The sequence below is a fragment of the Streptomyces sp. NPDC056361 genome (assembly GCF_042262805.1).
Classification (GTDB): domain Bacteria; phylum Actinomycetota; class Actinomycetes; order Streptomycetales; family Streptomycetaceae; genus Streptomyces.
This window is the reverse complement of sequence record NZ_JBHJQI010000014.1, coordinates 69,723-87,492: the sequence shown is the minus strand read 5'-3', so window position 1 is coordinate 87,492 and position 17,770 is coordinate 69,723. Positions and strand designations below refer to the sequence as shown.

General features: G+C 70.7%; 18 protein-coding genes. 3 read left to right on the top strand and 15 right to left on the bottom strand.

From position 1 onward, the window contains the following. Nucleotides 1–7: 7 nt before the first annotated feature. Genes nuoK through ACFCY7_RS07140 form a run of 11 tightly spaced genes read right to left on the bottom strand, consistent with a single transcriptional unit; the run spans nucleotide 8 to nucleotide 10,604 of the window. Nucleotides 8–307, bottom strand: coding sequence for an NADH-quinone oxidoreductase subunit NuoK (gene nuoK, locus ACFCY7_RS07190; RefSeq protein ID WP_376482097.1), 300 nt, complete (start codon nucleotides 305–307; stop codon nucleotides 8–10). Beyond that, nucleotides 304–1,131 (bottom strand): NADH-quinone oxidoreductase subunit J, encoded by an 828-nt coding sequence (locus tag ACFCY7_RS07185; protein ID WP_376482096.1) that lies wholly within the window; start codon nucleotides 1,129–1,131, stop codon nucleotides 304–306. Before ACFCY7_RS07185 ends, nuoK begins: the two co-directional genes overlap by 4 nt. Continuing rightward, complete coding sequence (gene nuoI, locus ACFCY7_RS07180) at nucleotides 1,128–1,727, bottom strand: NADH-quinone oxidoreductase subunit NuoI (RefSeq protein WP_376482094.1); 600 nt, start codon at nucleotides 1,725–1,727, stop codon at nucleotides 1,128–1,130. Before nuoI ends, ACFCY7_RS07185 begins: the two co-directional genes overlap by 4 nt. Further along, nucleotides 1,699–3,060, bottom strand: a complete 1,362-nt coding sequence (gene nuoH, locus ACFCY7_RS07175) for an NADH-quinone oxidoreductase subunit NuoH (RefSeq protein WP_376482092.1) — start codon at nucleotides 3,058–3,060, stop codon at nucleotides 1,699–1,701. The genes nuoI and nuoH overlap by 29 nt, the downstream gene beginning before the upstream one ends. Further along, the gene (locus ACFCY7_RS07170) at nucleotides 3,057–5,540 is read right to left on the bottom strand and encodes an NADH-quinone oxidoreductase subunit G (RefSeq protein WP_376482090.1); all 2,484 of its coding nucleotides are present in this window, start codon (nucleotides 5,538–5,540) and stop codon (nucleotides 3,057–3,059) included. The genes nuoH and ACFCY7_RS07170 overlap by 4 nt, the downstream gene beginning before the upstream one ends. Beyond that, nucleotides 5,537–6,889 carry an NADH-quinone oxidoreductase subunit NuoF gene (gene nuoF / locus ACFCY7_RS07165; protein WP_376482088.1) on the bottom strand — a complete coding sequence of 451 codons (1,353 nt, stop codon included), beginning with the start codon at nucleotides 6,887–6,889 and terminating at the stop codon, nucleotides 5,537–5,539. Before nuoF ends, ACFCY7_RS07170 begins: the two co-directional genes overlap by 4 nt. Next, nucleotides 6,886–7,626: an NADH-quinone oxidoreductase subunit NuoE gene (gene nuoE, locus ACFCY7_RS07160; protein WP_376482087.1), complete on the bottom strand. Its 741-nt coding sequence runs from the start codon at nucleotides 7,624–7,626 to the stop codon at nucleotides 6,886–6,888. Before nuoE ends, nuoF begins: the two co-directional genes overlap by 4 nt. Beyond that, on the bottom strand, nucleotides 7,623–8,945 hold the full coding sequence (locus ACFCY7_RS07155; RefSeq protein WP_376482085.1) for an NADH-quinone oxidoreductase subunit D: 1,323 nt from the start codon (nucleotides 8,943–8,945) through the stop codon (nucleotides 7,623–7,625). Before ACFCY7_RS07155 ends, nuoE begins: the two co-directional genes overlap by 4 nt. Beyond that, nucleotides 8,945–9,676: an NADH-quinone oxidoreductase subunit C gene (locus ACFCY7_RS07150; RefSeq protein ID WP_376482083.1), complete on the bottom strand. Its 732-nt coding sequence runs from the start codon at nucleotides 9,674–9,676 to the stop codon at nucleotides 8,945–8,947. Before ACFCY7_RS07150 ends, ACFCY7_RS07155 begins: the two co-directional genes overlap by 1 nt. Further along, nucleotides 9,673–10,227 (bottom strand): NADH-quinone oxidoreductase subunit B family protein, encoded by a 555-nt coding sequence (locus ACFCY7_RS07145; protein WP_319310819.1) that lies wholly within the window; start codon nucleotides 10,225–10,227, stop codon nucleotides 9,673–9,675. Before ACFCY7_RS07145 ends, ACFCY7_RS07150 begins: the two co-directional genes overlap by 4 nt. A gap of 17 nt (nucleotides 10,228–10,244) precedes the next feature. Next, the gene (locus tag ACFCY7_RS07140; RefSeq protein ID WP_019888619.1) at nucleotides 10,245–10,604 is read right to left on the bottom strand and encodes an NADH-quinone oxidoreductase subunit A; all 360 of its coding nucleotides are present in this window, start codon (nucleotides 10,602–10,604) and stop codon (nucleotides 10,245–10,247) included. Nucleotides 10,605–11,272: 668 nt separating this feature from the next. Here ACFCY7_RS07140 and ACFCY7_RS07135 point away from each other — a divergent pair. The 3 genes from ACFCY7_RS07135 to ACFCY7_RS07125 all read left to right on the top strand — a co-directional run bounded on the left by ACFCY7_RS07135 (nucleotide 11,273) and on the right by ACFCY7_RS07125 (nucleotide 13,713). Continuing rightward, nucleotides 11,273–12,127 (top strand): C40 family peptidase, encoded by an 855-nt coding sequence (locus ACFCY7_RS07135; RefSeq protein WP_376482081.1) that lies wholly within the window; start codon nucleotides 11,273–11,275, stop codon nucleotides 12,125–12,127. Nucleotides 12,128–12,356: 229 nt separating this feature from the next. Further along, the gene (locus ACFCY7_RS07130; protein WP_376482079.1) at nucleotides 12,357–12,770 is read left to right on the top strand and encodes a hypothetical protein; all 414 of its coding nucleotides are present in this window, start codon (nucleotides 12,357–12,359) and stop codon (nucleotides 12,768–12,770) included. Nucleotides 12,771–12,774: 4 nt separating this feature from the next. Beyond that, the gene (locus tag ACFCY7_RS07125; protein ID WP_376482077.1) at nucleotides 12,775–13,713 is read left to right on the top strand and encodes a hypothetical protein; all 939 of its coding nucleotides are present in this window, start codon (nucleotides 12,775–12,777) and stop codon (nucleotides 13,711–13,713) included. A 53-nt stretch (nucleotides 13,714–13,766) separates the two neighbouring features. Here ACFCY7_RS07125 and ACFCY7_RS07120 read toward each other — a convergent pair whose 3' ends face one another. The 4 genes from ACFCY7_RS07120 to mqnC form a co-directional block, all read right to left on the bottom strand. Further along, nucleotides 13,767–15,053, bottom strand: coding sequence for a geranylgeranyl reductase family protein (locus ACFCY7_RS07120; RefSeq protein ID WP_376482075.1), 1,287 nt, complete (start codon nucleotides 15,051–15,053; stop codon nucleotides 13,767–13,769). A 136-nt stretch (nucleotides 15,054–15,189) separates the two neighbouring features. Further along, nucleotides 15,190–15,885 carry a demethylmenaquinone methyltransferase gene (locus tag ACFCY7_RS07115; protein WP_367827612.1) on the bottom strand — a complete coding sequence of 232 codons (696 nt, stop codon included), beginning with the start codon at nucleotides 15,883–15,885 and terminating at the stop codon, nucleotides 15,190–15,192. 74 nt (nucleotides 15,886–15,959) lie between these two features. Next, nucleotides 15,960–16,559 (bottom strand): hypothetical protein, encoded by a 600-nt coding sequence (locus ACFCY7_RS07110; protein ID WP_376482073.1) that lies wholly within the window; start codon nucleotides 16,557–16,559, stop codon nucleotides 15,960–15,962. A 7-nt stretch (nucleotides 16,560–16,566) separates the two neighbouring features. Further along, nucleotides 16,567–17,766 carry a cyclic dehypoxanthinyl futalosine synthase gene (mqnC, locus tag ACFCY7_RS07105; protein ID WP_376482072.1) on the bottom strand — a complete coding sequence of 400 codons (1,200 nt, stop codon included), beginning with the start codon at nucleotides 17,764–17,766 and terminating at the stop codon, nucleotides 16,567–16,569. Between the last annotated feature and the right edge of the window lie 4 nt (nucleotides 17,767–17,770).

Genomic DNA, 17,770 nt, shown 5'->3' with positions numbered 1-17,770 from the left:
CAGCCCCTCACAGCTTCATCAGGCTGGCGTCGTCGACCGAGGCCGAGTGGCGGGCACGGAAGACGGACACGATGATCGCGAGCCCGACGACGACCTCCGCGGCGGCGACGACCATCGTGAAGAACGCGATGATCTGGCCGTCGAGGTTGCCGTGCATGCGGGAGAAGGTGACGAACGCGAGGTTGCAGGCGTTGAGCATCAGCTCGACGCACATGAAGACCACGATCGCGTTGCGCCGGATCAGCACCCCGGCCGCACCGATGGTGAACAGCACGGCGGCGAGGTACAGGTAGTTGACGGGATTCACCGGGTGGCCTCCTCTTCGTCCCGGTCCCGGCCGAGCCGCTCCTGGGAGCGCTGCTCCAGGGCCTTGAGGTCGGCCATCGCCTCGGTGGACACGTCCCGGATCTGGCCCCGCTTGCGCAGGGTCGAGATGACGGTGAGCTCCGACGGGGTGCCGTCGGGCAGCAGACCGGCGACGTCCACGGCGTTGTGCCGGGCGTAGACGCCGGGCGCGGGCAGCGGCGGCACGTGCTTGCCTTCCCGCACGCGCTGCTCGGAGAGCTCGCGCTGGGTGCGGGCCCGCTCGGTGCGCTCGCGGTGGGTGAGCACCATCGCGCCGACGGCGGCGGTGATGAGGAGCGCGCCGGTGATCTCGAAGGCGAAGACGTACTTGGTGAAGATGAGGGCGGCGAGGCCCTCGACGTTCCCGCCGTACGCCGAGTTGGCGGCGCCGAGGCCGGCGAACTCGGTGAGCGAGGCCTGGCCGATGCCGGCGATCAGCAGGATGCCGAAGCCGAGGCCGCAGGCCGCGGCCCACCAGCGCTGTCCCTTGATGGTCTCCTTCAGCGAGTCCGCGGCCGTGACACCGACCAGCATGACGATGAAGAGGAAGAGCATCATGATCGCGCCGGTGTAGACGACGATCTGGACGATGCCGAGGAAGTACGCGCCGTTGGCGAGGTAGAAGACCGCGAGGACGATCATCGTGCCGGCCAGCGACAGGGCGCTGTGCATGGCCTTCTTCATCAGGATCGTGGCGAGCGCGCCGACGACGGCGACGGTGCCGAGGACCCAGAACTGGAAGGCCTCACCGCTGGAGGTCGCGTAGGCCGCGAGGGTGGCGTTCATGCGTCCGCCCCCTCCGGCTCGCCCTTCTCGCCCTTGGAGGCGGCGACCTGCTGGACGGTGCCGGGCGCGGCCTCGGTGACGAGGCCCCGGTAGTAGTCCTGCTCGGTCATGCCGGGGAAGATCGCGTGCGGGGAGTCGACCATGGTCTCCTCCAGGCCCGCGAGCAGCTGCTCCTTGGTGTAGATCAGGTTCTCGCGGGAGGAGTCGGCCAGTTCGAACTCGTTGGTCATCGTCAGCGCGCGCGTGGGGCACGCCTCGATGCACAGCCCGCACAGGATGCAGCGGGCGTAGTTGATCTGGTAGACGCGGCCGTACCGCTCGCCGGGCGAGTAGCGCTCCTCGTCGGTGTTGTCCGCGCCCTCCACGTAGATGGCGTCGGCGGGACAGGCCCAGGCGCACAGCTCGCAGCCGACGCACTTCTCCAGCCCGTCGGGGTGACGGTTGAGCTGGTGCCGGCCGTGGAAGCGGGGCGCCGTCGTCTTCTGCTGCTCCGGGTACTGCTCGGTCAGCCGCTTCTTGAACATGGCCTTGAAGGTCACGCCGAAACCGGCCACCGGATTCTGGAAGTCAGACACCGTCCGTCTCCTTTCCATCATTCGCAGTAGCGGTATCGGGGGCGCCACTGGCAACGAGGTCCCGGTCGCGCCGGGGCCTGCGCCGCGGCACGGGCGGCAGCGTCTGCCCGGGCTTCGGCGGTACGGGGAAGCCGCCGGCCATCGCGTCGAAGGCGGGCGCGGCCTCGGGGGCGGCCTCGGCCTTCGCCTTCCGGTCGCGGAACAGGTCCACGAGGAAGGAGAGCAACAGCAGTCCGAGGACGGCGCCGGCCACGTACAGGACGATGTTCGAGAAGGCGATGTTCTCGTTCCGCATCGCCCGGACGGTGGCGACCAGCATCAGCCAGACCACGGAGACCGGGATGAGGACCTTCCAGCCGAGCTTCATCAGCTGGTCGTAGCGGACGCGGGGCAGGGTGCCGCGGAGCCAGATGAAGAAGAACAGCAGCAGCTGCACCTTGAGGACGAACCAGAGCATCGGCCACCAGCCGTGGTTCGCGCCCTCCCAGAAGGTGGAGACCGGGTACGGGGCCCGCCAGCCGCCCAGGAAGAGGGTCACCGACACGGCCGAGACCGTCACCATGTTCACGTACTCGGCGAGCATGAACATCGCGAACTTGATGGACGAGTACTCGGTGTTGAAGCCGCCGACGAGGTCGCCCTCGGACTCCGGCATGTCGAACGGGGCGCGGTTCGTCTCGCCGACCATCGTGATGATGTAGATGATGAACGAGACCGGCAGCAGGATCACGAACCAGCGGTCCGCCTGCGCCTCGACGATCTTCGAGGTCGACATCGACCCGGAGTAGAGGAAGACCGAGGCGAAGGCCGCGCCCATGGCGATCTCGTACGAGATCATCTGCGCGCAGGACCGGAGTCCGCCGAGCAGCGGGTACGTGGAGCCGGAGGACCAGCCCGCGAGGACGATGCCGTAGATGCCGACGGAGGCGACCGCGAGGACGTACAGCATCGCGATCGGCAGGTCGGTGAGCTGCATCGCGGTCCGGTGGCCGAAGATCGAGACCTCGTTGCCGGCCGGGCCGAAGGGGATCACGGCGATCGCCATGAACGCGGGGATCGCGGCGATGATCGGGGCGAGGACGTAGACGACCTTGTCGGCCTTCTTGACGATCACGTCCTCCTTGAGCATCAGCTTGATGCCGTCCGCGAGGGACTGGAGCATGCCCCAGGGGCCGTGCCGGTTGGGGCCGATGCGCAGCTGCATCCAGGCGACGACCTTGCGCTCCCACACGATGGAGAAGAGCACGGTGATCATCAGGAAGGCGAAGCAGAAGACGGCCTTGATCAGGACGAGCCACCAGGGGTCCGTGCCGAACATGGACAGGTCTTCGGCCGCCAGGACGTTCGCGGTCATGCCTGCGCCTCCTGCGGGGTCGCCGGGCCGATGCGGACCACGGCGCCGGGGCGGGCGCCGGTGTCGGAGAGGACGCCGCGGCCGGTCGAGTTGAGCGGCAGCCAGACCACGCGGTCGGGCATCTCGGTGACCTGGAGCGGGAGCGTCACGGAACCGGCGGGGCCGGTCACCTCCAGCGCGTCGCCGTCCTTGACGCCGGTGTCGGCGGCGGTGGCGGCGGAGAGCCGGGCGACGGCCGCGTGCCGGGTGCCGGCGAGCGCGGTGTCGCCCTCCTGGAGCCTGCCGAGGTCGAGCAGCAGGCGGTGTCCGGCGAGGACGGCCTCGCCGTCGCCGGGCCGGGGCGCCGGCTGACCGGGCTCGCCGGGCTCGGTGGCCCGCTCCTCGGTCCAGCCGCCGAGCCGGTCGAGCTCGCGCCGTGCGGACCGCAGGTCGGGCAGGGCCAGGTGGGCGTCGAGGGCGTCGGCGAGCATGTGGAGCACGCGCGCGTCGGACGGCGCGAGGGGCCGGGTCATCTGCTCGGGCTTGAGCGCCGCCTCGAAGAGCCGCGCCCTGCCCTCCCAGTTGAGGAAGGTGCCGGGCTTCTCGGCGACGGCGGCGACCGGGAGGACGACGTCCGCCCGCTCGGTGACCTCGGAGGGCCGCAGCTCCAGGGAGACCACGAAGGCGGCGTCGAGGGCCTCGCGCGCGCGGGCCGGGTCCGGCAGGTCGGCGACCTCGACGCCGGCGACGAGCAGCGCGCCGAGTTCGCCGGTGGCGGCGGCCTCCAGGATCTGGCCGGTGTCGCGGCCGTAGCGGTGCGGGAGTTCGCGGACGCCCCAGGCGGCGGCGACCTCCTCCCGCGCGCGGGGGTCGGTCGCGGGCCGGCCGCCGGGCAGCAGCGCCGGGAGGGCGCCCGCCTCGACGGCTCCGCGTTCGCCGGAGCGGCGCGGGATCCAGACGAGCCGGGCACCGGTGGCGGTCGCGGCGCGCAGGGCGGCGGTCAGCGCGCCGGGCACGCCCGCGAGGCGCTCGCCGACGGCGATGACGGCGCCCTCCTGGCGGAGGGCCTCGGCGGCGGCGAGTCCGTCGCCCGCCAGGCCGACCCGGGAGGTCAGCGCGTCCAGCCACTCGGTCTCGGTGCCGGGCGCGGCCGGCAGCAGGGTGCCGCCGGACTTCTCCAGGCCCCGGGTCGCGAAGGCGGCGACCGCGTACGTCTTCTGGCCGTGCTTGCGCCAGGCCTTGCGGAGCCGCAGGAAGACGCCGGGGGCCTCCTCCTCGGACTCCAGGCCGACGAGGAGCACGGCCGGCGCCGCTTCGAGCGAGGTGTAGGTGACGCCGCTGCCGTCCAGGTCGCGGCCGCGGCCGGCGACGGCCGAGGCCAGGAAGTCGGCCTCCTCGCCGGAGTGGATCCGGGCCCGGAAGTCGATGTCGTTGGTGTCGAGGGCGACCCGGGCGAACTTGGCGTACGCGTAGGAGTCCTCGACGGTCAGCCGGCCGCCGGTGAGGACGCCGGTCCGGCCGCGGACGAGGCCGCGGGCGGCTGCCTCCAGGGCCTCGGGCCAGGACGCCGGCTCCAGTTCACCGGTGTCGGCGTTGCGGACCAGCGGGGTGGTGAGCCGGTCGCGCTGCTGGGCGTACCGGAAGCCGAAGCGGCCCTTGTCGCAGATCCACTCCTCGTTGACCTCCGGGTCGTCGGCGGCGAGCCGCCGCATGACCTTGCCGCGCCGGTGGTCGGTGCGGGTGGCGCAGCCGCCGGCGCACTGCTCGCAGACCGACGGCGAGGAGACCAGGTCGAAGGGGCGGGACCGGAAGCGGTAGGCGGCCGAGGTGAGGGCGCCGACGGGGCAGATCTGGATGGTGTTGCCGGAGAAGTACGACTCGAAGGGGTCGCCCTCGCCGGTGCCGACCTGCTGGAGCGCGCCGCGCTCGATCAGCTCGATCATCGGGTCGCCCGCGACCTGGTTGGAGAAGCGGGTGCAGCGGGCGCAGAGCACGCACCGCTCGCGGTCGAGCAGCACCTGGGTGGAGATCGCGACCGGCTTCTCGTACGTCCGCTTGACGCCCTCGAAGCGGGACTCGGCCTGCCCGTGGGACATGGCCTGGTTCTGCAGGGGGCACTCGCCGCCCTTGTCGCAGACGGGGCAGTCCAGCGGGTGGTTGACGAGCAGCAGCTCCATCACGCCGTGCTGGGCCTTCTCGGCGACGGGGCTGGTCAGCTGCGACTTCACCACCATGCCGTCGGTGCAGGTGATGGTGCAGGAGGCCATCGGCTTGCGCTGGCCCTCGACCTCGACGATGCACTGGCGGCAGGCGCCCGCGGGGTCGAGGAGCGGGTGGTCGCAGAAGCGCGGGATCTCGATGCCGAGCTGTTCGGCGGCGCGGATGACGAGCGTCCCCTTGGGGACGGAGATCTCGGCGCCGTCGATGGTCAGCGTCACGAGGTCCTCGGGCGGCACCGGCGCGCTGCCGCCGCCACTGGGGGTGGACGCGATGACGGTCATGCGGTCACCTCCTTGTGGTTGTCCGCCCAGGCGGTCGACTTGGCCGGGTCGAAGGGGCAGGCCCGGCCGGTGATGTGCTGCTCGTACTCCGCGCGGAAGTACTTCAGCGAGGAGAAGATCGGCGAGGCGGCGCCGTCGCCGAGGGCGCAGAACGACTTGCCGTTGATGTTGTCGGCGATGTCGTTGAGCTTGTCGAGGTCGGACAGCTTGCCCTTGCCCGCCTCGATGTCGCGGAGCAGCTGGACGAGCCAGTAGGTGCCTTCGCGGCAGGGGGTGCACTTGCCGCAGGACTCGTGGGCGTAGAACTCGGTCCAGCGGGTGACGGCCCGGACGACGCAGGTGGTCTCGTCGAAGCACTGGAGCGCCTTGGTGCCGAGCATGGAGCCGGCGGCGCCGACGCCCTCGTAGTCGAGGGGCACGTCGAGGTGCTCGTCGGTGAACATCGGGGTGGAGGAGCCGCCGGGGGTCCAGAACTTGAGGCGGTGGCCGGGTCGCATGCCGCCGCTCATGTCGAGGAGCTGGCGCAGGGTGATGCCGAGCGGGGCCTCGTACTGGCCGGGCGAGGCGACGTGCCCGCTCAGCGAGTACAGCGTGAAGCCCGGGGACTTCTCGCTGCCCATCGACGTGAACCATTCCTTGCCCCGGTTGAGGATCGCGGGAACGGACGCGATGGACTCGACGTTGTTCACCACGGTGGGGCAGGCGTACAGACCGGCGACCGCGGGGAAGGGGGGTCGCAGTCGGGGCTGGCCGCGGCGTCCTTCGAGCGAGTCGAGGAGGGCGGTCTCCTCGCCGCAGATGTACGCGCCGGCGCCGGCGTGCACGGTGAGTTCGAGGTTCAGGCCGCTGCCGAGGACGTTCCGGCCGAGGTAGCCGGCGGCGTAGGCCTCGCGGACGGCCTCGTGGAGGCGGCGCAGGACGGGGACGACCTCGCCCCGCAGGTAGATGAACGCGTGCTCGGAGCGGATCGCGTAGCAGGCGATGATCATTCCCTCGATGAGGGAGTGCGGGTTGGCGAAGAGGAGCGGGATGTCCTTGCAGGTGCCGGGCTCGGACTCGTCGGCGTTGACGACGAGGTAGTGCGGCTTGCCGTCGCCCTGCGGGATGAACTGCCACTTCATGCCGGTGGGGAAGCCGGCGCCGCCGCGTCCGCGGAGGCCGGATTCCTTGACGTACGCGATGAGGTCGTCGGGGCTCATCGCGAGGGCCCGCTTGAGGCCCTGGTAGCCCTCGTGGCGCTCGTAGGTCGCCAGGGTCCAGGAGTCGGGCTGGTCCCAGAAGGCGGAGAGCACGGGGGCGAGGATCTTCTCGGGGCTGCTGTTGTCGATCTCGGCGGCCAAGGTCATCACTCCCCCTCCTGACCGGAGGTCTCACCGCGCGGGTGGACGATTCGGTGGTGCGGCTGCTCGCCCTTGGCGAGGCGGAGACCCACGAGCGAGGCGGGGCCGGCCCCGCCGGTGGCCTCGACGGCGCCGGGGCGCTCGTCGGGGAAGCCGGCGAGGATGCGGGCGGTCTCCTTGAAGGTGCAGAGCGGGGCGCCGCGGGTGGGTTCGACGGTCCGGCCGGCCCGCAGGTCGTCCACCAGCTGCTTGGCGGAGGCGGGGGTCTGGTTGTCGAAGAACTCCCAGTTGACCATCACGACGGGTGCGAAGTCGCAGGCCGCGTTGCACTCGATGTGCTCAAGGGTGATCTTGCCGTCGTCGGTGGTCTCGTTGTTGCCGACGGCGAGGTGCTCCTTGAGCTCCTCGAAGATGGCGTCGCCGCCCATGACCGCGCAGAGCGTGTTGGTGCAGACGCCGACCTGGTAGTCGCCGGAGGGCTTGCGCCGGTACATCGTGTAGAAGGTGGCGACGGCGGTGACCTCGGCGGTGGTGAGGCCGAGGAGGTCGGCGCAGAACGCCATGCCGGTACGGGTCACATGGCCTTCCTCCGACTGCACGAGGTGCAGCATCGGCAGGAGCGCCGAGCGGGAGTCCGGGTAGCGGGCGATGATCGCGCGCGCGTCGTCCGTCAGGCGGGCGCGGACCTCGGCCGGGTAGGCGGGGGCGGGGAGCTGGGGCATCCCCAGGCTGACGTTCTCCGTCATCGGTCGACGCCTCCCATCACGGGGTCGATGGAGGCGACGGCGACGATGACGTCGGCGACCTGGCCGCCCTCGCACATCGCGGCCATGGCCTGGAGGTTGGTGAAGGACGGGTCGCGGAAGTGGACCCGGAAGGGGCGGGTGCCGCCGTCGGAGACGACGTGCACGCCGAGCTCGCCCTTGGGGGACTCGACGGCCGCGTAGGCCTGTCCGGCGGGGACCCGGAAGCCCTCGGTGACCAGCTTGAAGTGGTGGATCAGGGCCTCCATGGAGGTGCCCATGATCTTCTTGATGTGGTCGAGGGAGTTGCCGAGGCCGTCGGGGCCGAGCGCGAGCTGCGCGGGCCAGGCGATCTTCTTGTCGCCGACCATGACGGGGCCGGGCTCCAGGCGGTCGAGGCACTGCTCGACGATCCGGAGGGACTGGCGCATCTCCTCCAGGCGGACGAGGAAGCGTCCGTAGGAGTCGCAGGTGTCGGTGGTCGGGACCTCGAAGTCGTAGTCCTCGTAGCCGCAGTACGGGTCGGTCTTGCGCAGGTCGTGCGGGAGGCCCGCGGAGCGCAGGATCGGTCCGGTGGCGCCGAGGGCCATGCAGCCGGTGAGGTCGAGGTAGCCGACGTCCTGCATGCGGGCCTTGAAGATGGGGTTGCCGGTGGCGAGCTTGTCGTACTCCGGCAGGTTCTTCTTCATGGTCTTCACGAACTCGCGCACGGCGTCGACGGCGCCGGGCGGGAGGTCCTGGGCGAGGCCGCCGGGGCGGATGAACGCGTGGTTCATGCGCAGGCCGGTGATCAGCTCGTACAGGTCCAGGATCATCTCGCGGTCCCGGAAGCCGTAGATCATGATCGTGGTGGCGCCGAGCTCCATACCGCCGGTGGCGATGCACACCAGGTGGGAGGAGAGCCGGTTGAGCTCCATGAGCAGGACCCGGATGACGCTGGCGCGGTCCGGGATCTGCTCGGTGATGCCGAGGAGCTTCTCCACGCCGAGGCAGTACGCCGTCTCGTTGTAGAACGAGGTGAGGTAGTCCATGCGCGTGACGAAGGTGGTGCCCTGCGTCCAGGTCCGGTACTCGAGGTTCTTCTCGATGCCGGTGTGGAGGTAGCCGATGCCGCAGCGGGCCTCGGTGACGGTCTCGCCGTCGATCTCCAGGATGAGGCGGAGCACGCCGTGGGTGGACGGGTGCTGGGGGCCCATGTTGACGACGATCCGCTCGTCGTCGGCCTTGGCCGCGGACTGGACGACCTCGTCCCAGTCGCCGCCGGTCACCGTGTAGACGGTGCCTTCGGTCGTCTCGCGGGGAGACGCTTCTGAGGTGGACATCAGCTGTACGACCTCCGCTGGTCCGGAGCCGGGATCTGGGCGCCCTTGTACTCGACCGCGATGCCGCCGAGGGGATAGTCCTTGCGCTGCGGGTGGCCCTGCCAGTCGTCCGGCATCATGATCCGGGTGAGGGCGGGGTGGCCGTCGAAGACGATGCCGAAGAAGTCGTACGTCTCGCGCTCGTGCCAGTCGTTCGTCGGGTAGACGGCGACGAGCGACGGGATGTGCGGCTCGCTGTCGGGGGCCGAGACCTCCAGGCGGATCAGCCGGCCGTGGGTCAGCGAGCGCAGGTGGTAGACGGCGTGCAGCTCGCGGCCCTTGTCGCCCGGGTAGTGGACGCCGGAGACGCCGGTACAGAGCTCGAAGCGGAGTGCCGGGTCGTCGCGCAGGGTGCGGGCCACGCGGACGAGGTGCTCGCGCTCGATGTGGAAGGTGAGCTCGTCGCGGTCGACGACCGTCTTCTCGATGGCGTTCTCGGGGAGCAGTCCCTGCTCCTCCAGGGCGCCTTCGAGTTCGTCGGCGACCTCGTCGAACCAGCCGCCGTACGGGCGGACGGCCGGGCCGGGGAGGCGGATGGAGCGGACGAGGCCGCCGTATCCCGTGGTGTCGCCGCCGTTGTTCGCGCCGAACATGCCACGCTGGAGGCGTACCTCCTCACCGTGGTCCCCGCGCTGGCCCGGCAGGTTCTGCGCGCTCAGCTCCTTCTCGGGGTTCGGAGTTTCGTCACTCACCGGAGCAGACCCTTCAATTCAATGGTCGGCAGCGCCTTGAGCGCCGCTTCCTCCGCCTCGCGGGCCGCCTCCTCGGCGTTCACGCCGAGCTTGGAGCCCTGGATCTTCTGGTGGAGCTTGAGGATCGCGTCGAGCAGCATCTCCGGGCGCGGCGGGCAGCCGGGGAGGTAGATGTCGACCGGCACGATGTGGTCGACGCCCTGCACGATCGCGTAGTTGTTGAACATGCCGCCCGAGGAGGCGCAGACGCCCATCGAGATGACCCACTTGGGGTTGGGCATCTGGTCGTAGACCTGCCTCAGGACGGGCGCCATCTTCTGGCTGACCCGGCCGGCGACGATCATCAGGTCGGCCTGGCGCGGTGAGCCGCGGAAGACCTCCATGCCGAAGCGGGCCAGGTCGTACCGGCCGGCTCCGGTGGTCATCATCTCGATGGCGCAGCAGGCGAGGCCGAACGTCGCGGGGAACACGGACGCCTTGCGCACCCAGCCCGCGGCCTGTTCGACCGTCGTCAGCAGAAAGCCGCTCGGGAGTTTCTCTTCGAGTCCCATAGGTGCCCCTCAGCCCCTCAGTCCCATTCCAGGCCGCCGCGCCGCCACACGTACGCGTAGGCGACGAAGACGGTGAGCACGAAGAGCAACATCTCCACGAGCCCGAAAAGCCCCAGGGCGTCGAAGGTGACGGCCCAGGGGTAGAGGAAGACGATCTCGATGTCGAAGACGATGAAGAGCATCGCCGTCAGGTAGTACTTGATCGGGAAGCGACCGCCTCCGGCGGGAGTGGGCGTCGGTTCGATGCCGCACTCGTACGCCTCAAGCTTTGCCCTGTTGTACCGCTTTGGCCCGATAAGCGTGGCCATGACCACGGAGAAGATCGCAAACCCCGCACCCAGGGCACCGAGCACGAGGACGGGCGCGTACGCATTCACGCTCCTCGCTCCTTCCAGTCGTCCTTGACCGTTGGACCGCACCGCCGGCGTGAAAGATCGCCCCCATGTGAGGCAGTTCACAAGCCCGGCTGCCCCGCATCTTATGCCCGCCCCTCTGTGATCTGCGACACGGGGTGCAGCAAGGACTTTGTGATCTCCACCACCTGACGAAGGATCATGAAGTCGGATGAGCGGTGATCTTGTCGCGCGAAGCGCCCAGGTGATCACCAGATGTGACATCCGGACCGGAAGTCGCTGCTCGGAGGGGGTGTCGCACTATCAAGTGTTGGCCCATGCAAGCAAATTGGTGGTGGACGCATCCGGGTGATAAAGGAACCGCCCATCGCCCGGTCGGGGGGTCCGGCGTACGAAGATGGACGCGTGCGCGCATTCACGAGCGTTCATGAGACGGAAGTGTGACCTGCACCACACCTCGAAGGCTCCGAAAAAGCGGGGCTTGGCCATCCGCGTCAAGAGGTGGTAAGCGTCGGGCAATTCGGACGTTTCATTGAAAACCCTTGATCAAGGGCCGGATGGGCCATGCCCGATTTGCCCGTTACGGCGTCAATAAGGGCGTCAGGGAAGCGGATTGGGTGGTTCCGAACGTAACTGTGGCGCAACCCACGTTTCTTGATGGGAACCACGAACCCCTGATAGCGGTTGTTCCCATGTCCCACACCGCTCACATACCCAGCCACCGGAAGCCCCGCCGCAGCGCCTCGAAGCTCGCCCTGCGGGCAGGAGTTGCCGGTGGCGTCCTCGGCACCATCGCGGTGGCCGGTGCTGCCGGGCCGGCCAATGCCGAGCCGGTGACCGAGACCATCGAGATGCCCACCCTGGGCTCGCTCGACGACGGCTCCGGCCTCGCGAGCGCCGTCGCCGCCTCCGCCGAGGCGTCGCAGCAGGAGGCCCTCGACCAGAGCCTCCAGTCGCAGGAGGACCAGGCCCTGCAGAAGGCCGCCAAGGACGCCAGGACGGCGAAGGCCGAGGCGGACCGCAAGGCCGAGGCCGAGCGCGCCGAGAAGGCCCGCGCCAAGGCCGAGCAGGAGCGCAAGGACGCCGCCGCCCGCGCGTCCCGCGACAACGTGCGCACCCAGCTCACCAGCACGGGCGGCGACTCGTCCGGCACCGGCTCGTCGACGAACGACGCCCCGACGCAGGCCCCCTCCGGCGCCGCCGCCGCGATCGTGGCCTTCGCCCGCGCCCAGGTCGGCGACGCCTACGTCACCGGCGGCACCGGCCCCAACTCGTGGGACTGCTCCGGCCTCGTCCAGGCCGCGTACCGCCAGGCCAACATCGACCTGCCCCGCATCTCGTACCAGCAGTCGAGCATGGGCACGTCCGTCTCCCTGAGCAACCTCCAGCCGGGCGACATCCTCTACTGGGGCAGCCGCAGCGGCTCGTACCACGTCGCCATCTACGTCGGCGGCGGCAAGTACGTCGGCGCGCAGAACTCCGCGACCGGTGTCGTCGAGCGCTCGCTGGACTGGGACATGCCCTCGGGCGCCGTCCGCCTCCTCTGATCGCTTCCGCATCCGCACGACGAAGGGCCGTCACTCCTCGGGGGAGGGACGGCCCTTCGGCGTGTCCGGGGGCGGTCGGAGGCGCCGCCCCCGATCGCCCAACAGGCAGTGAATTCAGGCCAGTTGCGGGTCGGATGGTTTGGGTTCTCTGTCCCAAAGAGCCGTAGACCGAAATCTCTTCATGACGTGTACTTCTCAATCTCGGTTCTCGGCCCCGAAAGGCAACGTCATGCAGAGCACGGTCATCCGGCGCGCCATCGGCACGGCGGTCGCCCTCACCGCCCTCGGCGCCGGCGTCGTGGCCGGCGGCGGAACCGCCGCCGCCGCGACCAAGGACGGCGAGCTGGAGTACCGCGAGTTCGGCCTGTTCTACAACTCCTCCCTGATGGGATCGATCTTCGACCTGTACCTGGCGGACTCCAACCTCGCCGACGACCGCTTCCCCGGCTACGGCTCGGGCCAGGGGGAGGTCGTGGACAACAACGCCGCCTCGTACTTCAACCGCGACCGCGTCACCTGGTACGTCTACACCGGCTCGTTCGCCGGCGGCATCGAGGGCAGCATCCCGGCGAACTACTACGGCAACGCCTCCACGACCTTCAAGAACCAGGTCTCCTCGGCGTACCACTACAAGGCCCGCTGACCCCATGCGTCCACCCACCCCGCGCCCCGCGGCCGCCGCCCTGCTGCTGGGCGCGGCCCTCCTCACCGCCTGCGGCGCCGGCGCCGGCCCCACCGGCCCCGGCGGCCCGCCCGCCCCCGCCGCGCCGCCCGGGGCGACGGACGCCGCACGGCTCGCGTACCCGCTGGACGGCTACAAGCCGACGGACGAGGAGAGCCGCGGCATCGAGCGGGCACAGGCGCTGCTGACCGCCGACTGCATGAAGCGGTTCGGCTTCGCGTACCGGCCGCCGGAGCAGCCGCGGCCCGCCCGCGCCGGCACCGGCTCCCGCTACGGGCTCACGGACGCCGCGAACGCCTCCCGGTACGGCTACGCCCCGCGCGGCGGCGCCGAACCGCCCGGAAAGGCCCCCGAGGCCGACCTCGGCCCCGCGGGCGAACTCGCCCTGGGCGGGCCACCGGTCAGGGGACCGCTCCCGATGAGCCTCGCGGAGTCGGAGCGCACCGACAGCGGCAGGAAGGTCAACGGCCGGAAGGTGCCCGTCGGCGGCTGCGGCCGCGAGGGCTTCCTGCGGATGTACGCGCCCCGGGACGGCGCCGTCGACGCCCTGTTCGTCTTCCGGCTGGAGGCGGAGGCCTTCGCCAAGGCCCGGCAGGACCCGCGGGTCGCCCGGGTCGTCGCCGAGTGGTCGCGCTGCATGGCCGAGCAGGGCTACCGGACCGACGACCCCGTCAGCCCCCAGGAGGACCTCGGGCTGGCCCAGGACACGACCGGCGGCCCCCGGGCCGTCGCCGCCGCCGTGCGGGACGTGGCCTGCAAGGAGCGCACCGGCCTCGTCGGCGTCTGGTACGCCGCCGAGGTCGGCTTCCAGAAGCAGGCCGTCGAGCGGAACGCCGAGACCCTGACCCGGACGAGGTCCGAACTCGACGCCCGGATCAGGCTGGCGGCGTCGCGGAACGACTGACCGCGCCCGCGCCCGGGACCCCGGGCGCAGGACCCCGGGCGCGGGACCCCGGCTCAGGCCTTCGGCGCGACCTTCGACAGGCCGTTGATGATCCGGTCCATGGCGTCGCCGCCCGTCGGATCCGTGAGGTTCGCGAGCATCTTCAGCGTGAACTTCATGAGGAGCGGGTGCGTGAGGCCGTGCTGGGTGGCGATCTTCATGATCTTCGGGTTGCCGATGAGCTTCACGAAGGCGCGGCCGAGCGTGTAGTAGCCGCCGTAGGTGTCCTTGAGGACCTGCGGGTAGTTGCGCAGGGCCAGTTCGCGCTGGGCCGGGGTGGCGCGGGCGTGGGCCTGGACGATGACGTCGGCGGCGATCTGCCCGGACTCCATGGCGTACGCGATGCCCTCGCCGTTGAACGGGTTGACGAGGCCGCCCGCGTCGCCGACGAGCAGCAGGCCCTTGGTGTAGTGCGGCTGGCGGTTGAAGGCCATCGGCAGCGCGGCGCCGCGGATCGGCGTCGTCATGTTCTCCGGGGTGTAGCCCCACTCCTCCGGCATGGACGCGCACCAGGCCTTGAGGACCTCGCGCCAGTCCAGCTCCTTGAACGCGGAGGAGGAGTTGAGGATGCCGAGGCCGACGTTCGACGTGCCGTCGCCCATCGGGAAGATCCAGCCGTAGCCCGGCAGCAGCCGGTCCTGCGGGCCGCGCCGGTCCCACAGCTCCAGCCACGACTCCAGGTAGTCGTCGTCGTGGCGGGGGCTGGTGAAGTACGTCCGCACCGCGACGCCCATCGGGCGGTCCTCCCGCCGGTGCAGGCCCATGGCCACCGAGAGCCGGGTGGAGTTGCCGTCGGCGGCGACGACGAGCGGCGCGTGGAAGGTGACCTCGCGCTTCTCCTCGCCGAGCTTGGCGTGCACGCCGGTGATCCGGCCCGTGCGGTCGTCGATGATCGGGGCGCCGACGTTGCAGCGCTCGTACAGCCGCGCACCGGCCTTCTGCGCCTGCCGGGCGAGCTGCTCGTCGAAGTCGTCGCGCTTGCGCACGAGTCCGTAGTCCGGGTACGAGGCGAGGTCCGGCCAGTCGAGCTCCAGGCGGACGCCGCCGCCGATGATCCGCAGGCCCTTGTTCCGCAGCCAGCCGGCCTCTTCGGAGATGTCGATGCCCATCGCGACGAGCTGCTTGGTGGCGCGCGGGGTGAGCCCGTCGCCGCAGACCTTCTCGCGGGGGAAGGCGGTCTTCTCCAGGAGCAGGACGTCGAGCCCCGCCTTGGCCAGGTAGTACGCGGTGGTGGAGCCGGCCGGGCCCGCCCCGACGACGATCACATCTGCGCTGTGCTCGGAGAGGGGCTGCTCGGTCACGGCGGGGTCTCCCGAAGATTCGACGATGAGGACGTATCGCAGTCTATGGCGGGCGGACGCGGCCGAAACGGAGGGTCGGCCGCCCGCCCGCCGACCCGGTGTGCGTCCCCGCGGACCGCCCGCGGACGGCGCTCCGTCAGGCGGCCTTGAAGCCCCGGTGGAGCGCGACGATCCCGCCGGACAGGTTCCGCCAGGCCACCTTCGACCAGCCGGCCTTCTGGAGCATGGCCGCCAGCGTCGGCTGGTCGGGCCACGAGCGGATCGACTCGGCGAGGTACACGTACGCGTCGGGGTTCGAGGAGATCGCGCGGGCCACCGGCGGCAGCGCGCGCATCAGGTACTCCTCGTAGACCGTGCGGAACGGCGCCCAGGTGGCGTGCGAGAACTCGCTGATGACGACCCGGCCGCCGGGCTTCGTCACGCGGTACATCTCGCGCAGCGCCTGCTCGGTGTCCTGGATGTTGCGCAGCCCGAAGGAGATCGTCACCGCGTCGAAGACGTCGTCGCGGAAGGGCAGCTTGGTGCCGTCGCCCGCCGTGAACGGCATCCACGGGTGGTTCTTCTTGCCGACCCGGAGCATGCCGAGGGAGAAGTCGCACGGCACGACGTACGCGCCGGCGCGGGCGAACGGCTGCGAGGAGGTCGCCGTACCGGCCGCCAGGTCGAGGATCCGCTGCGCCGGGCGCGCGTCGACCGCCTTCGCGACCTCCTTGCGCCAGCGGCGGTCCTGCCCGAGGGAGAGCACGTCGTTCGTGAGGTCGTAGTTCGCCGCCACGTCGTCGAACATGGTGGCGACTTCGTGCGGCTGCTTGTCCAGGGTTGCGCGGGTCACTGGCGTTCGGCCTCGCAGAATCGGGGGTGACGGGCGGGCGGGTTCATTGTCGCAGCGGCGGTGCCGGAAACCGCTCAGCGGGCCCGGTGGACGAGTCGGCCGCCGAGGACGGTGGCGACGCACGTCGACGCGCCGAGGCGGACCAGCGCCGCCCGGTCGGGCACGTCGAAGACGGCGAAGCGGGCCGGGGCGCCCGGGATCAGGCCGGGCAGCAGGATCAGCGGCACCGGCGAGAACGACGGGGGGCCCGGGACCTTCTCCGGGCGGCGGCCGATGGCGAGACCGGCCCGGCGCACCGCGTCCACGGCGGCCCGGTCGCGCAGTTCGCCGGCGACCGCGACCGTCCCGTGGGCGAGCAGCCGCTGCACGCCCCGGCGCGCGGACGCGCCGCGCCGCGAGGCGTCCATGCGGAAGATGCGCTGCGCCCGCTCCCCGGTGATCGGCTCGGTGCCGAACCCCTCGGCCTCCCGCGGGTCCGGGTGGTACATGCCTTCGAGCAGCTCGGGCGCGAACGGGTTGAGCAGCCCCGGGGTGAGGATGCCGGGCCACCGTCGCACCCGCGCCTCGGGCCGCACGGCGACCAGGTCGTCGAAGGGGCCGACGGCGGCGACGCGGTCGCCGTCGACCAGGACCGCGGTCTCGGGCGTCGCCTCGGCGACGTGGATGGTCAGCACGACGGCCTCAGTTCGCGTCCAGGAGCTTCAGCTCGGGGTGGGCCGTGCCGCCCTCGATCGCGGTGGACGAGATGTGCGAGGCGACGCGCTCGTCGACCGGGTCGTTCGCCGGGTCGTCGTGGACGACGATGTGCTCGTACGTCGTGGTGCGCTGCGCCGGGACGCGGTCCGCGGTGCGGATCATGTCGATCATCTCGCGCAGGTTGGAGCGGTGCTTCGCGCCCGCCGAGGAGACGACGTTCTCCTCCAGCATGATCGAGCCGAGGTCGTCCGCTCCGTAGTGGAGCGTCAGCTGGCCGATCTCCTTGCCCGTGGTGAGCCACGAGCCCTGGATGTGGGCGACGTTGTCGAGGAACAGCCGCGCGATCGAGATCATGCGCAGGTACTCGAAGAGCGTGGCCTGCGTGCGGCCCTTGAGGTGGTTGTTCTCGGGCTGGTACGTGTACGGGATGAAGGCCCGGAAGCCGCCCGTCCGGTCCTGCACGTCACGGATCATGCGCAGGTGCTCGATCCGCTCGGCGTTGGTCTCGCCGGTGCCCATCAGCATGGTGGAGGTGGACTCCACGCCCAGCTTGTGGGCGATCTCCATGATCTCCAGCCAGCGCTCGCCGCTCTCCTTCAGCGGGGCGATGGCCTTGCGCGGCCGCTCCGGGAGCAGCTCGGCGCCGGCGCCGGCGAAGGAGTCGAGACCGGCCGCGTGGATGCGGGTGATCGCCTCCTCCACGGAGACGCCGGAGATGCGGGCCATGTGCTCGACCTCGGACGCGCCGAGGGAGTGGATGACCAGCTGCGGGAAGTCCTTCTTGATGGCGGCGAAGTGCTTCTCGTAGTACTCGACGCCGTAGTCCGGGTGGTGGCCGCCCTGGAACATGATCTGGGTGCCGCCGAGCTCCACGGTCTCCGCGCAGCGGCGCAGGATGTCGTCGAGGTCGCGGGTCCAGCCCTTCTTGGTGTCCTTCGGCGCGGCGTAGAAGGCGCAGAACTTGCACGCCGTCACGCAGACGTTCGTGTAGTTGATGTTCCGCTCGATGATGTACGTCGCGATGTGCTCGGTCCCCGCGTACCGGCGCCGGCGCACGGCGTCGGCGGCGGCGCCCAGCGCGTGCAGCGGCGCGGAGCGGTAGAGGTCGAGCGCCTCCTCGGGGGTGATCCGGCCACCCGCGGCGGCGCGGTCGAGAACGGACTGGAGTTCGGCCTTCTCGGTCACCGGG

Bases quoted from the DNA above. Each gene is read 5' to 3' on its own strand.
- ACFCY7_RS07125 (WP_376482077.1), top strand. From the start codon at position 12,775: ATGCGTCCACCCACCCCGCGCCCCGCGGCCGCCGCCCTGCTGCTGGGC.
- ACFCY7_RS07130 (WP_376482079.1), top strand. From the start codon at position 12,357: ATGCAGAGCACGGTCATCCGGCGCGCCATCGGCACGGCGGTCGCCCTC.
- ACFCY7_RS07185 (WP_376482096.1), bottom strand. From the start codon at position 1,131: ATGAACGCCACCCTCGCGGCCTACGCGACCTCCAGCGGTGAGGCCTTC.
- ACFCY7_RS07145 (WP_319310819.1), bottom strand. From the start codon at position 10,227: ATGGGACTCGAAGAGAAACTCCCGAGCGGCTTTCTGCTGACGACGGTC.
- ACFCY7_RS07135 (WP_376482081.1), top strand. From the start codon at position 11,273: ATGTCCCACACCGCTCACATACCCAGCCACCGGAAGCCCCGCCGCAGC.
- ACFCY7_RS07155 (WP_376482085.1), bottom strand. From the start codon at position 8,945: ATGTCCACCTCAGAAGCGTCTCCCCGCGAGACGACCGAAGGCACCGTC.
- nuoE (WP_376482087.1), bottom strand. From the start codon at position 7,626: ATGACGGAGAACGTCAGCCTGGGGATGCCCCAGCTCCCCGCCCCCGCC.
- nuoI (WP_376482094.1), bottom strand. From the start codon at position 1,727: ATGATGGAAAGGAGACGGACGGTGTCTGACTTCCAGAATCCGGTGGCC.
- nuoH (WP_376482092.1), bottom strand. From the start codon at position 3,060: ATGACCGCGAACGTCCTGGCGGCCGAAGACCTGTCCATGTTCGGCACG.
- ACFCY7_RS07170 (WP_376482090.1), bottom strand. From the start codon at position 5,540: ATGACCGTCATCGCGTCCACCCCCAGTGGCGGCGGCAGCGCGCCGGTG.